The following is a 12,821-nucleotide window of genomic DNA, read 5'->3' as shown; positions in this document are numbered from 1 at the left end:
TCGATGGCCGCCGATGAGAGCGCATCGGGCTTCCATTGAGGGCGGGAACACAACCGGCGCCGGCTTGCCTGCGATCTGACCGCCTTGTTTCCCGATTTCAGTTCCTCGCCAATAGCGAGGAACCGGTTCGCGATGCGTTTGAACCGTCCTCCTCGTAACAGGGAACGTGTTTTCAGCCTCCGGAGATCTCTTCCTTTTCTCAGGATTTCCCGGTCAGATGGACGTTCCCATCAGGATGACGGCCCGCGGCATGGAGGCAGCGGTGAACGGGACGCAGGACCTGGGCGGGGCCGGTGATCCCCTCCGGCGCCTGTGACCCACGCGACATGAGACAAAAAATGCTTCATGTATACTTGCCGCACCTGTACCACCCGCGTCCCCCCCGGAGGTCCTCCATGGCGGTGACGGTTCAGCCCCCGGAGAGCGCGACCTGGCGCGTCCACCTCGACCGGTCCATGTGGGTCGGCGGCGTGCGCAGCCTCATGCTGCAGGCGTTGCACCCCAGGGCCATGTGGGGGGTGTGGCAGAACTCCGTCTTCCAGAACGACCCCATCGGGCGGCTCCAGCGCACCGCCCACTTCGTGGGCACCTCCACCTTCGGGTCGCCGGAGGAGATGGACCGGCTGGCCGCCCGGGTGCGCAAGATCCACGCCAAGCTGCGCTTCGTCAACCCCGACACCGGCGAGACCGAGCGGCTGGACGCGCCCGACCTGCTGCTGTGGGTGCACTGCGCCGAGGTGTACTCCTACCTGGTGGTCGCGCGCCGCGCCGGGCTCCCCCTCACCGACGCCATGGCCGACCAGTACCTGCGCGAGCAGCGCAAGAGCGCCGTCTACGTCGGGCTCAAGGCCGAGGACGTGCCCGGCAGCGTCGAGGAGATGGAGGACTACTTCGCCCGGGTGCGCCCGCAGCTGCGCGTCACCGACGAGGCCCGCGAGACGGTGAAGTTCCTGCTGTGGCCCAAGCTGCCGGGCAACATGCGCTTCCTGTCCCCCGGCAAGCCCGCCTACCTGCCGTTCGGCATGCTGTGCTACTACACCCTGCCGGACTGGGCGCGGGAGATGTACGGGCTGCTGCCGGAGGTCCCCCAGTCCACGGTGACCGCCGCGCTGCGCTCGTTCCGGCTGGCGATGAACACTCTGCCGGAGCGGCTGCACGACTTCTCGTTCCACAAGGACACCCGGCAGATGCTGGAGCGGGCCCGCCAGAGCCTGGCCGCCGAAGGCTACGACATGAGCAAGGGCCTGTTCGGTCTGCGCGATCCCCGCCGCTGGCCGTCCCGCCGGGGCGCCCCCGTGAGCGCCTGACCCCTCTCTCCTCCACGGCGGGCCGGCTTCCGCCGAACGGCCGGGCGGCAGTGCCTCCGGTGGCGTCCCCTCTCTCGCCGCCCGGCCGTTCGGAACGGGACGATCACGCCGAATCCGCCGGAGAAGCCGGCCCCTCCTCGTCCTCTGCGGCGGTCACGGCGGCCCAGGGGTCCTTGGCCGGGGCCGTCCGGCGCCCCTCGGGGCAGACCCGGTTGAAGTCGCACCAGGCGCACAGCGGGCCGGTGCGCGGCGGGAAGACCTCATCGAAGGGCTCGTGGTAGGCGCGCTGGGCCTGCTCGTCGGCAAGGTCGAAGCGGACGGAGGCGGCGGGCGCCGGGCCGGTCCGGTAGGCCTCATCGGCCGCGGACGCCTCGGCGGCGATCTGCTCGGCGCGGTCGATGTGGCGCTGCAGCGACTCGGCGGTGTGCTCCCAGGCGGCGACCGTGCCGGAGGGCAGGTGGTGCAGCTCGACCCGGCGGCAGGGGCGGCGCAGCACATGGGCGGCGGCGACCGCGTAGCCGCCCAGGGCCAGGGAGGTGCGGGCGTCGTCGGCGGTGGGCTCGCGCCGTCCGGTCTTGTAGTCGACCACCACCAGCTGCCCGTCCCGATCGTCCAGCCGGTCGATGCGGCCCTGCAGCGCGATGCGGAGGGTCTTGACGGCCACCGTGCGTTCCACGCCCACCGGCTCGGCGGCGGGGTCCAGGCCGCCGGTGTACCGCTCGACCCACCGGCGGGCGCGTTCCCGCCAGGCGGCCGACTGCGCGGCGTCCCGGAAGCCCTCGGCGATCCAGCCGCGCAGCAGCAGCGTCCCGGCCGCCTCGGGGGTGCGCTCCGGAAGCGGCAGCCGCCACCAGGAGGCCAGCGCGTTGTGCACGCTCAGGCCCAGGCTGTTGTGCGCCCACGGCGGCCCCTTGGGCGGTGCGGGACGGTCCAGGTAGGTCATCCGGTAGCGCCGGGGGCATTCCAGCCAGGTGTTCAGCCGTGACGGCGTGCACGGGTACAGCCGCTGCGGCATGCCCTCCAGGCCGAGCTGCTCGGCCACTCAGCCGTCGCTCTCCTGGGCGAGGGCGCCCCAGCTCTCCCAGCGGATCTCCTCATCGCCCACGGTGGTCTCCTTGCCCTGGCCGGGCAGCACCCTGGTGTCCTTGGGCAGCGGGGTCAGCAGCGAGCCCAGCGAGTTGAGCTGGCGGCGCAGGTCGGTGAAGACCCCGCCGACCGAGCCGGGCCGGCCGCGGTGCAGCGTGTCGCCGGAGAACAGCACGCCCAGCTGCTCGCAGTAGATGACCACGCTGCCGGGGGTGTGCCCCGGGGTGTGGATCACATCCAGCTGGACCCCGGCGATCTCGAAGGTGCCGCCGTCCTCCAGCCAGATGTCCGGCTCCAGCGACCGCAGCGCCTTGGCGTCCTCTTCGTCTTCCTCGTCCTTGGCCAGCTGGGCGAAGTAGTCCCGCCACAGGATCCGGTCGCCGCGGTGCAGGGCGATGGGGGCCCAGTTGTCGGGGTCGTCATCGCCGGCCGCGGCCACCTCCAGCACGCAGTTCAGGTGCGCGTCCAGGCCATCGGTGCAGATGACCGCCATGACCTCGCGGTCGCCGACCTTCTTGAGGATGGCCTCGGCGTCGTGCGCCGGGTCGATGACGATGACCTCTTCGTCGTCGCCGACGATGTAGGTGTTGCTCTCGACCTTGTACTCGACGTCGTCGACGGTGCACTTGCCCTTCGACGTCACTCGTTCGATGCGCGCTTCCACGGGTCAGACCTTATCCCCTCACGCAAGACCCCCGGCCGCTCCGAAAACCCCTACTGCCGCAGCCGGGGGCAGAAGGCGCCATAGGGCAGGTCGAGGTCCATGCCGGGTTCGCGCAGGTCGAGCAGTTGCAGCTCCTCCAGGACCAGCACCCCGGTCTCGGCCGGCCACAGCACGATCCACAGCCAATTCCCCATGGCCTCACCGATGTAGACCGCCCGGTCGGGGGCGCCGTCGATGACCCACAGCGGCACCTGGTGGGGACGCTCGCCCGAGGTGCGGATCCCGATCTTGGCGTGCGGCGGGGTGTCGTCGCCGGCTCCCCCGCCGTCGAAGCCGTCCAGCCCGGCGAAGTGGGCGCCCAGGCCCACCCCGGGCTCCTCGGCGATCACCAGCATGTCCGCCGGGCCCTGCAGCAGGCCCGGCCCGGACAGGGCCGTCGCCAGGGCGCGCGCTCCGCTGCGCTCATCCCCCACGTCCAGGAAACCGGTGACCAGCCAGCCCACCGGCAGCGGCCAGGGCGTCCACAGCGGCACCCGGGCATCGCGCAGGGCGACGGTCAGTCCTTCGCGGGACGGCCGCCGAGCGGGCTGCCTGGGCAGCACGGCGCCGTGCGCGGCGCAGATCCAGTCGCTCGACCAGATCCCCGGCGGGCGCAACGACCCGCCGCACCGCGGACAGGTGGGGTCGGCCCTCACGACAACCCACGTTCGTCCGCCCGTGCAGGTCAGTCAAGGCTCTTGGCGTCGGCTATAACCGCCGCTGAGAGGACGATGAACCTCGCCGGGCGCGGAAAGCGGACGTCCCCGGCTGGGCACCCCGTCCCGAACAAGATTCAATAGCGGGGTGAGGACGGTGCGTTGCGTGGGGGCGATCGCCCGGGACGAGACCGGCCGGCTGCTGGCGATCCGCCGCGGCAAGCCGCCGGGTGAGGGGCTGTGGTCGCTGCCGGGCGGACGGGTGGAGCCCGGCGAGTCCGACGCCGCCGCGGTGGCGCGGGAGCTGCGGGAGGAGACCGGCCTGCAGGCCCGCGTCGGCCCGCCGGTCGGGACGGTGCTCCGGCCGGGGCCGGGCGAGGTGATCTACGAGATCCACGACTACCTGGTGGAGGTGGTGGGCGGGACGCTGCGCGCAGGCGACGACGCGGCCGACGCCCGCTGGGTCACCGCCGCGGAGCTGCGCGCCCTGCCCACCACGTCGGGGCTGGTGGAGCTCCTCACCGAGTGGGGCCTGCTGGAGCCCTGACCGGCCCTCAGCCGCTCGCGGCGGTGACGGTCTGCACGCGGCGCCGCCGGGCCAGCCTGTCGACACAGGCGGCGTACAGCAGCAGCGGCAGCAGGTCCGCCACCACATACGGCAGGGGCACCGCGCCCTGCTCCAGGCTGAGCCGCCCCACCGCCGCCGGGATCAGGAAGGCCCCCACGTTGTTGACGACGTGGACGGCGATGGCCGCCTCCAGCCCGCCGGTGCGCACCGTCACCCAGCCGGCGATGACCGCGAAGCCGAAGATGTCCACCACTCCCCAGCCGGTGTAGCCGTGCCCGGCCGCGAAGGCCAGCCCGCCGGCGCAGATCGCCGGCCAGGGCGTGCGGAACACCACGCTCAGTTTGCGGGCCAGAGGAGCGGTGCGGTCCTGCAGCGTGCAGCTTCCGATGGCCTGCAGCAGCCAGCCGCGGAAGAAGTACTCCTCGGCGGCCGACTGGAACGGCACCAGCAGCACCACGATCAGCAGCGTCGGCAGGAAGGACGACCAGCCGACCCAGGCGCCCCCCTCGGTGACGGGGTCGTCCACCATGACGCCCGCCGCCCAGGAGAAGACCACCCCCACCACGCCGGTCAGCACCGCCAGCCCGGCGCACACCGCCATCCACCGCAGGCGCAGCCGGCCGGCCACCGAGGACAGGGTGCCGGGGCGGCGGCGCTGGAACACCGGGGCGGCCAGCAGGATGAACGGCAGGAAGACCGCCACGCTGAGCAAGGTGAAGGCCAGTTCGGCGTTGAGGCTGCCCAGCATGGGGTCATCCGGGCCGCCGATCCGGCCGATGACCTCCATCAAGGGGGTGCCGGTGCCCGCCGCCACGGCGATCAGCCACGCGAACGTGACGGCCATCAGCGCGGCCATTCCCGTCAGCGCGATCGCCGCGGTGCCCGCCACCGGCCGCCACCAGCGCTGCACCGCGGTGCGGGCCATCTGGTGGTAGGGGGTCCCCTCGGGCGTCTCCACGATCCACGGCTGCGGGGCCGGCGGCCGCCCGTACGGCGCCGCATACGGGGCGGGGCCATACGGAACGGGCCCATATGGCGGCTGCTCGTCTGCAGCGGCGCCCTGGGCCGCAGGCCAGGCCCCGTGGGGCGGGACGGCGGCCCCCGGCGGCCGGGCCGGGTCGGGCCGGCCGTGCGCGGGCGAGGCTTCACCGGATGGCTCCCCCGGACCGCCCGTCAGCGCCGGGTCGGGCGGCGCCCAGCCGCCGGTGTCCACTTCGTCCACCACTCGCTCCCCCGTCTGCGGTCGTAACTCTTTGGAGGACGAACGGCGAGCGCGCCCCGTTCCGGTCAGTCCGCGGGAGGCTGGAAGAACTTGGTGCGCCTCAGCCCGGCCGCCCGTCCCTTGGCGGCGATCACCAGGGCCATCTTGCGGGACGCCTCGTCGATCATCTCGTCGCCGAGCATGGCCGCGCCGCGTCCCTCCACGGTGGTGTAGTACTCGTAGGCGTCCAGGATCAGCTCGGCGTGATCGTAGTCCTCCTGGGTGGGGGAGAACACCTCGTTGGCCGCCTCGATCTGGGACGGGTGCAGCACCCACTTGCCGTCGAAGCCCAGCGCCGCCGAACGCCGCGCCACCCGCTTGAAGGACTCCACGTCACGGACGTTGAAGTAAGGCCCGTCGATGGCCTGCAGGTCGTGGGCGCGGGCGGCCAGCAGGATGCGCATGAGGATGTAGTGGTAGGCGTCGCCCTCGGTGTAGCCGGGCGGCTGCTCCCCCACCACCAGGGTCTTCATGTTGATGGAGGCCATGAAGTCGCCGGGGCCGAAGATCAGCGTCTCCAGCCGGGGCGAGGAGGCGGCGATGGCGTCGATGTTGGTCATGCCGCGGGCGTCCTCGATCTGCGCCTCGATGCCGATCCGGCCGACCGGGTAGCCCATGGCGGTCTCGATCTGGGTGAGCAGCCGGTCCAGCCAGCGCACGTCGTCGGGCTCTTGGACCTTGGGCAGCATCAGGCAGTCCAGCTTTGCGCCGGCGCCCTCCACCACCTCGATCACGTCCCGGTAGGCCCAGTGCGTGCGCAGGTCGTTGATCCGCACCACCCGGATCTTGCCGTCCCAGTCGCCCTCGTTGAGCGCGGCGACCACGTTCTTGCGGGCCTCTTCCTTGGCGGACGGGGCGACCGCGTCCTCCAGGTCCAGGAAGATCTCGTCGGCGGGCAGGCCCTGGGCCTTTTCGATGAAACGGGGGTTGCTGCCGGGAACCGCAAGAGTGGATCGACGCGAACGCATGCCCGGATGCTATCCAGCGCCCACAAGAAGCCCTCCGACGGCTCTTCGAAACCCGGGGCCTCCCCCGATACCCGGGTAGGGTGCGGCGCATGGGCGATACGACGGCCGCGCTCATCGAAGAGGCGATGAAGAAGTCCGCGCTGGTGTGGCTGACGCTTCCCGGCCTGCCCCAGCCCCGCGCGGCCTGGCACGTCTGGCACGACGGCGCCGCCTACATCCTCACCGGCGGCGAGGGCGAGCAGCCCCTGCCCGGCCTGCCCGAGGCCGACCGGGTGCTGGTGACGGTGCGCAGCAAGGACTCCGGCGGACGGCTGCTGTCGTGGGTGGCGGCCTGCGAGCAGCTCGAGCCGGGCGGCGCCCGGTGGGAGGAGGTGGCGCCGCTGCTGGCCAAGGAGCGGCTCAACGCCCCCGCCCACGAAGGACTGCTGGAACGGTGGGCGGCCGAGTCCTACATCGTCCGGCTCACCCCCACCGGTGAGGTGCCGGAGGCACCCGGCCGCTACGACGACGGCTATGCCGCCGTGCGCCCGGTGCCCACCCCGGCCGCCACGGCGGGCCCGCCGCCCCGCCTGCGCGGCGCCAAGGGCCGGCCCGCCGACCGCTGAAGCCCCGTCCCCGGCGACGGGACGGGCCCTGCGGGCGTGACCTTGGCTACGGATTACCGGTGCGGCCCTGGGTAGTCTCTGTGCGGAAATCGGCGATCGCGTAGGGCAGGGTCTGCTCCCGGCAAGGGGAAGGAGGAGCCTTGAGCGCTCCGACGCGGGTGTTCATCGCCCGGCTCGCCGGGATCGCCGTGTTCGACCCGGCCGGTGACCAGGTGGGCCGGGTCCGGGACGTGGTGGTGGCGCTGCGGCTCGGGCGCCGGCCGCCGCGGGTGCTCGGGCTGGTGGTGGAGGTGCAGCCGCGCCGCCCGGTGTTCCTGCCGATCACCCGGGTGACCACCGTGGAGGCCGACCAGATCGTCTTCGACGGGCGGCTCAACATGCGCCGCTTCCAGCAGCGCGCCTCGGAGACCCTGGTGATCGCCGAGATGCTGGACCGCACCGTCCAGCTGGCCGACACCGGTGAGACGGTGTCGGTGGTGGACGTGGCGATGGAGCCGACCCGGGCCCGGGACTGGCTGCTGTCGAAGGTCGCGGTGCGGCGCGGCGGCGGCCGGGGGCTGCGGCGGCGCCGCGGCGAGCTGCTGGTGGTGGACTGGGAGGCGATCACCGGGCTGTCGGCGGTGGAGCACGGGCAGGGCGCCGCCGGGCTGCTCGCCGCGTTCGAGCAGCTCAAGCCCGCCGACCTGGCCAACCTGATCCACGAGCTGCCCACCAAGCGGCGCGATGAGGTGGCCGCGGCGCTGGACGATGAACGGCTGGCCGACGTGCTGGGGGAGCTGCCCGAGGACGAGCAGATCGAGATCCTCGGCAAGCTGGGGCTGGAGCGGGCCGCCGACGTGCTGGACGCCATGAACCCCGACGACGCCGCCGACCTGCTCGGGGAGATGCCGGCCGAACAGCGCGAACGGCTGCTGACCTTGATGGAGCCGGAGGAGGCGGCGCCGGTGCGGCGGCTGCTGACCTACCCTGAGCACACCGCCGGCGGGCTGATGACCACCGACCCGGTGATCCTGCCGCCGGACGCCACCGTGGCCGAGGCCCTGGCGCTCATCCGCAACCCCGAGCTGGACCCCGCGCTGGCCGCCCAGGTGTATGTGTGCCGGCCGCCCACCGCCACCCCCACCGGCCGTTACCTGGGCACCGTGCACTTTCAGCGGCTGCTGCGCGAACCCCCCTCCTTCCTGGTCAGCGGGCTGGTGGACACCGAGCTGGCGCCGCTGCGGCCGACGCTGTCGCTGGAGGCGGTGGCCGCCTTCCTGGCCACCTACAACCTGGTCGCCGCCCCCGTGGTGGACGAGGACGGGCATCTGCTCGGCACGGTCAGCGTCGACGACGTGCTGGACCACCTGCTGCCCGAGGACTGGCGGGAGAGGGTGCTGGAGACCGCCGCCGACGAGCCCACCGACCCCGAAGAGGAGGCCCTGCGCCGGCCCGCCCAGGACGGGATGCCGCACGAAGACAGGCAGGAGACCCGATGAGCAGGCAGCGCCTCGACCAGCCGCTGGAGCAGCGACGCACGCTGCTGCCCCGCCCGCACTATGACCCGGAGTCCTTCGGCCGGCTGTCGGAGCGGATCGCCCGGTTCTTGGGCACCGCCCGCTTCCTGGTCTACATGACGGCGTTCGTGAGCGTGTGGATCGGCTGGAACGTGCTGGCCCCGCCGTCGCTGCGGTTCGACGAGTACCCGTTCATCTTCTTGACGCTGATGCTGTCGCTGCAGGCCTCCTATGCCGCGCCGCTGATCCTGCTGGCGCAGAACCGCCAGGACGACCGCGACCGCGTCCAGTACGAGCAGGACCGGGCGCGGGGCGAGCGCGCCGCGGCCGACACCGAGTACCTCACCCGGGAGATCGCCGCGCTGCGCATGGCGATGGGCGAGGTCGCCACCCGCGACTTCCTGCGTTCAGAGCTGCACCAGATGCTCAAGGAGCTGGATCTGCGGCACAACGGGCACCGGGAGGGCCGCCGGGTGCCGCCGGAGAGCGGCTACGCCCCGCACGGCCTGTGAGCTCGAGGCCGGCCGTGCGGAGTGACCATGGTCATCGAGGCTGATTGGCGGACGACTCCGGGGAGTTCATACCATGGATGCCATGTCCTCCCCTGTGACGGTCGATCAGGTGACCAAGGCGCTGGCCACGGTGATCGACCCTGAGATCCGCAAGCCCATCACCGAACTCGACATGGTCAAGAGCGTCGACGTGGCGCCGGACGGAACGGTGCGCGTCGCGGTGTACCTGACCGTGGCGGGCTGTCCGATGCGCGAGCGGATCACCAAGGACACCACCGAGGCGGTCGCCAAGCTGCCCGGCGTGAAGTCCGTCCAGGTCGAGCTGGATGTGATGAGCGATGAGCAGCGCCGTGCGCTGCGCGAGAAGCTGCGCCCGGGCGAGACCGTCAAGGAGATCCCGTTCGCCAAGCCCCAGTCGCTGACCAAGGTGTACGCGGTGGCCAGCGGCAAGGGCGGGGTCGGCAAGTCCTCGGTGACGGTCAATCTGGCGGCGGCGCTGGCCTCGATGGGCCGCAAGGTGGGCGTGGTGGACGCCGACATCTACGGCCACTCGGTGCCGCGGATGCTGGGCGTCGACGGCCGCCCCACCAAGGTCGACGACATGATCATCCCGCCGTCGGCGCACGAGATAAAGGTCATCTCGGTCGGCATGTTCACCGCCGGCAACCAGCCGGTGGTCTGGCGCGGCCCGATGCTGCACCGGGCGCTGCAGCAGTTCCTGGCCGACGTCTACTGGGGCGACCTGGACATCCTGCTGATGGACCTGCCGCCGGGCACCGGCGACATCGCCATCTCGGTGGCCCAGCTGCTGCCGGCCGCGGAGATCCTGGTGGTGACCACGCCGCAGCAGGCCGCCGCCGAGGTGGCCGAGCGGGCCGGGGCGATCGCCGCGCAGACCCACCAGCGGGTCGCCGGGGTGATCGAGAACATGTCGTATCTGGAGTGCGCGCACTGCGGTGAGCGCAACGAGATCTTCGGTTCCGGCGGCGGCCAGCAGGTGGCCGACGCGCTGACCCGCACCCTGGGGGTCAAGGTGCCGCTGCTGGGTCAGGTGCCGCTGGACACCCGGCTGCGCGAAGGCGGCGACCAGGGCAAGCCGCTGGTGCTGTCGGACCCGGACGCCACTGCCGCCAAGGAGCTGCGCGCCATCGCCGAGACGCTGGCGGGCCGTTCCCGCGGCCTGGTGGGCCGTCCCCTGGGCCTCAGCCCGACCCGGCGCGGCTGAAAGTCCGTTCATCCGAAACGTCCCGCGCGCAGGGCCTCCCCCTGCGCGCGGTTTCATTTCCCGTTGTTTTTCCCCGCCCGCCGGCCTGCCGGATGCATCCCGGCCACCGAAGACCGGCCGGGTGGGGTTCACCCGGCCTTGAAGAGGCTCCCGGCTCAGGTGGCGTCGGGATCGTAGGGCGGCCGCTCCCCGTAGCCGAGTTCGCCGTCCGGGGTGCTGGAGCTGGTCGCGTGCGACGGTTCTGAGAACTTGTAGCGGCCGGTGGAGGGATCGTCGAGGTCCTCCAGCAGATGCTTGCGGACGAACGTCTTGGGGTTCAGGTCGGCCAGATCGAAGTCCTTGAACTCCGGTCCGAGTCCTTCCTGCAGGTCGCGCTTGGCATTGTCGGCCATGGTCCGCACCTGGCGCAGTGCCCGCCCGGCCTGGGCCGCCACCGACGGCAGCCGGTCGCCGAAGATGACCAGGGCCAGCACGACGAGCACCACCATCTCGCCGAGTCCGACGTCGAACACCCGACCTCCACCGAACGCCGAAGGGGCGGGCCGCTCGGCCCGCCCCCTCAGGGTATCCACAGCTCGCCTCGGCGCGACCCCGCCTTCAGTCGGAGGCGGCGAGAGTCACTTCGACCGTCTGCTCCTTGCCGTCCCGCTGGAAGGTCACCTTGACCTTGGTGCCGGGCGCCTTGCTCTGGATGGCGGCCGACAGGTCGGCCCGGTCCTCCACCACCTGGCCGTCGATGGCGGTGATGATGTCGCCGGGCTTCAGGCCCGCCTTGTCGGCCGGGCCGCCCTCGACGATCGGCGGCACGCCGTTCTGCTCCCGGTCGGCGATGCGCACCCCCGGGCCGGGGAAGGTGGTGTCCATGCCGATGCCGATCATGGTCCGCCGGGCGCTGCCGGTGTTGATGATCTCCTCGGCGATCCGGCGGCCGTGGTTGATCGGGATGGCGAAGCCCAGCCCGATGTTGCCGCCCTGCTCGCCCAGGCCGCCGCCGAGGGTGACGATCGCGGTGTTGATGCCGACCACCTCGCCCTTGCCGTTGACCAGCGGGCCGCCGGAGTTGCCGGGGTTGATGGCCGCATCGGTCTGGATGGCGGGGATCACCGCGGCGTCGGCGCCCTCGCCGCGGGTGGGCACCGCGCGGTTCAGCGCGCTGACGATCCCGGAGGTCACCGAGCCGTCCAGGCCGAGGGGGGAGCCGACGGCGATCACCGGGTCGCCCACCGCCAGGTCGTCGGAGTCGCCCAGGGTCAGCGCCGGCAGGTTGTGGGTGGTGCGCGGCTTGAGCACGGCGATGTCGGAGGCCGGGTCGCGGCCCTGGATCTCGGCCGGGGAGGTCTTCTTGTCGTGGAAGACGATCTCGATCTGGCCGCCGCCCCGGGCCGCCGACGACACCACGTGGTTGTTGGTGATGATGTAGCCGCCGTTGACGATGAAGCCGGTGCCGGAGCCGCCCTCGCCGCCGGCGCTCACCCGGATGGTGACCACGCTGGGCAGCACCTTCTGGGCGATGCCGGCGACCGAGTCGGGCGGGCGCGGCTTGACCGGCTCAGAGTCGCCTCCTCCGCCGCCGCCCAGGCTGATCGGGGGCGCCTCGGAGGAGTCGCCGCCGGTGGCCATCACCCCGATGCCCGCGCCGACGGCCCCGGCCACCAGCGCGACGATCAGCCCGATGGCGGCCAGCACCCCCAGCGACGGAGGGGTGCGGCGCTGCTGCGGAAGCGCCGGGACGGGAGCCCAGTTGGGCGGGCCGACCTGTCCCAGCGGCAGCGCGTCCGGAGGCGGCGGCGCGGTGGACACCGGCGGGCCGGAAGGGGGCGGCGGGTCCTGGCGGTAGGCCGCCCAGCCGTATCCGCCGTACCCGCCGGGCTCACCGACCGGCCGGCCGACCGGCTGGTCGTGCGGGACGAAGCCGGGCCGCGGACGGGAGTCCGGCTGCGGGTGACCGGAGCCCTGCCCCTGGGCGCCGGCCACCGGGGCGAAAGAGGGAGCCTCCCCGCAGGGAGGCTGCGGCTGCCCGTACGACCCGTATCCCCCCTGCGCCGGCTCGTCCGCGACCGGCGGTGAGGCGGACACCAGCAGCTTGTCATCGTTCGACGTGCCGAGATCGTCGGGCGGGGCGAAACCGGCGCCCGCCGGGGCGTCGTCAGACCGGTGCGCGGAGTCGTCCCCGGAGCGGTCGTCTTCGGAGAGGTCTCGGGGAAGGTCGTCCCGCCGGCCGTCGACCGGCTCGGCACGCTCGTCGGAGTCGGTGGCGACCCGGGGGGCGTCCTGGGCGGAGCCGGACGCGGTGCCCGGTTCCTCATCGTGCCGCCCGGCGGCGAGACCGGGGGCGGGGTGGCCGTCCTCGTGCGGCGGAGCGTCGACAGACCTGCGGCTGTCTTCGGTCATGGTGCGCCATTCTCTCCTAGCGAGCGTTCTCTCATCGGGGTCA

Annotated in this window: 13 protein-coding genes; 6 read left to right on the top strand and 7 right to left on the bottom strand. The window is 72.5% G+C overall.

The window, feature by feature from the left end:
- The first annotated feature begins 395 nt into the window (after positions 1-395).
- Complete coding sequence (locus BUE48_RS05930) at positions 396-1,307, top strand: oxygenase MpaB family protein (RefSeq protein WP_012851565.1); 912 nt, start codon at positions 396-398, stop codon at positions 1,305-1,307.
- A gap of 103 nt (positions 1,308-1,410) precedes the next feature.
- Here BUE48_RS05930 and BUE48_RS05925 read toward each other — a convergent pair whose 3' ends face one another.
- The 3 genes from BUE48_RS05925 to BUE48_RS05915 are packed head-to-tail and all read right to left on the bottom strand — an operon-like array spanning position 1,411 to position 3,752.
- A complete protein-coding gene (locus tag BUE48_RS05925) occupies positions 1,411-2,349 on the bottom strand; it encodes a RecB family exonuclease (protein ID WP_286989213.1) in 939 nt (312 codons plus the stop codon).
- The gene (locus BUE48_RS05920) at positions 2,350-3,057 is read right to left on the bottom strand and encodes an MBL fold metallo-hydrolase (RefSeq protein WP_012851563.1); all 708 of its coding nucleotides are present in this window, start codon (positions 3,055-3,057) and stop codon (positions 2,350-2,352) included.
- Between the two features lie 50 nt (positions 3,058-3,107).
- Positions 3,108-3,752, bottom strand: coding sequence for a DUF6758 family protein (locus BUE48_RS05915; protein ID WP_012851562.1), 645 nt, complete (start codon positions 3,750-3,752; stop codon positions 3,108-3,110).
- A 148-nt stretch (positions 3,753-3,900) separates the two neighbouring features.
- Between BUE48_RS05915 and BUE48_RS05910 the strand changes: the two genes are divergently transcribed.
- A complete protein-coding gene (locus BUE48_RS05910; protein ID WP_148232938.1) occupies positions 3,901-4,299 on the top strand; it encodes an NUDIX hydrolase in 399 nt (132 codons plus the stop codon).
- Between the two features lie 7 nt (positions 4,300-4,306).
- Here BUE48_RS05910 and BUE48_RS05905 read toward each other — a convergent pair whose 3' ends face one another.
- Positions 4,307-5,542: a CPBP family intramembrane glutamic endopeptidase gene (locus BUE48_RS05905; RefSeq protein WP_286989212.1), complete on the bottom strand. Its 1,236-nt coding sequence runs from the start codon at positions 5,540-5,542 to the stop codon at positions 4,307-4,309.
- A gap of 65 nt (positions 5,543-5,607) precedes the next feature.
- Positions 5,608-6,549, bottom strand: a complete 942-nt coding sequence (locus BUE48_RS05900; RefSeq protein ID WP_012851559.1) for an HpcH/HpaI aldolase/citrate lyase family protein — start codon at positions 6,547-6,549, stop codon at positions 5,608-5,610.
- A gap of 89 nt (positions 6,550-6,638) precedes the next feature.
- Here BUE48_RS05900 and BUE48_RS05895 point away from each other — a divergent pair, with 89 nt between their 5' ends.
- The 4 genes from BUE48_RS05895 (at position 6,639) to BUE48_RS05880 (ending at position 10,387) form a co-directional block, all read left to right on the top strand.
- Complete coding sequence (locus BUE48_RS05895; protein WP_012851558.1) at positions 6,639-7,154, top strand: hypothetical protein; 516 nt, start codon at positions 6,639-6,641, stop codon at positions 7,152-7,154.
- A 140-nt stretch (positions 7,155-7,294) separates the two neighbouring features.
- A complete protein-coding gene (locus tag BUE48_RS05890) occupies positions 7,295-8,632 on the top strand; it encodes a magnesium transporter MgtE N-terminal domain-containing protein (RefSeq protein WP_012851557.1) in 1,338 nt (445 codons plus the stop codon).
- Complete coding sequence (locus BUE48_RS05885) at positions 8,629-9,162, top strand: DUF1003 domain-containing protein (RefSeq protein WP_012851556.1); 534 nt, start codon at positions 8,629-8,631, stop codon at positions 9,160-9,162. The genes BUE48_RS05890 and BUE48_RS05885 overlap by 4 nt, the downstream gene beginning before the upstream one ends.
- A 73-nt stretch (positions 9,163-9,235) precedes the next feature.
- Entirely contained in the window at positions 9,236-10,387 is a 1,152-nt protein-coding gene (locus BUE48_RS05880) for an Mrp/NBP35 family ATP-binding protein (RefSeq protein ID WP_012851555.1), read from the top strand.
- A 155-nt stretch (positions 10,388-10,542) separates the two neighbouring features.
- Here the strand turns inward: BUE48_RS05880 and BUE48_RS05875 are convergent, their stop codons facing one another.
- Both BUE48_RS05875 and BUE48_RS05870 read right to left on the bottom strand, forming a co-directional pair.
- On the bottom strand, positions 10,543-10,899 hold the full coding sequence (locus BUE48_RS05875) for a sec-independent translocase (RefSeq protein WP_012851554.1): 357 nt from the start codon (positions 10,897-10,899) through the stop codon (positions 10,543-10,545).
- Positions 10,900-10,984: 85 nt separating this feature from the next.
- Positions 10,985-12,778, bottom strand: coding sequence for a trypsin-like peptidase domain-containing protein (locus tag BUE48_RS05870; protein WP_286989208.1), 1,794 nt, complete (start codon positions 12,776-12,778; stop codon positions 10,985-10,987).
- Positions 12,779-12,821: the final 43 nt, after the last annotated feature.

Origin of the sequence: Thermomonospora sp. CIF 1 (genome assembly GCF_001896795.1) — a bacterium.
In the GTDB taxonomy this organism is placed as follows: domain Bacteria; phylum Actinomycetota; class Actinomycetes; order Streptosporangiales; family Streptosporangiaceae; genus Thermomonospora; species Thermomonospora curvata.
The sequence above is the reverse complement of the archived record's forward strand: the minus strand, read 5'-3'. Positions and strand labels throughout refer to the sequence as shown.

Coding starts and splice junctions, on each gene's coding strand:
- BUE48_RS05930 (WP_012851565.1), top strand. CDS start 396: ATGGCGGTGACGGTTCAGCCCCCGGAGAGCGCGACCTGGCGCGTCCAC.
- BUE48_RS05880 (WP_012851555.1), top strand. CDS start 9,236: ATGGATGCCATGTCCTCCCCTGTGACGGTCGATCAGGTGACCAAGGCG.
- BUE48_RS05870 (WP_286989208.1), bottom strand. CDS start 12,778: ATGACCGAAGACAGCCGCAGGTCTGTCGACGCTCCGCCGCACGAGGAC.
- BUE48_RS05885 (WP_012851556.1), top strand. CDS start 8,629: ATGAGCAGGCAGCGCCTCGACCAGCCGCTGGAGCAGCGACGCACGCTG.
- BUE48_RS05900 (WP_012851559.1), bottom strand. CDS start 6,549: ATGCGTTCGCGTCGATCCACTCTTGCGGTTCCCGGCAGCAACCCCCGT.
- BUE48_RS05895 (WP_012851558.1), top strand. CDS start 6,639: ATGGGCGATACGACGGCCGCGCTCATCGAAGAGGCGATGAAGAAGTCC.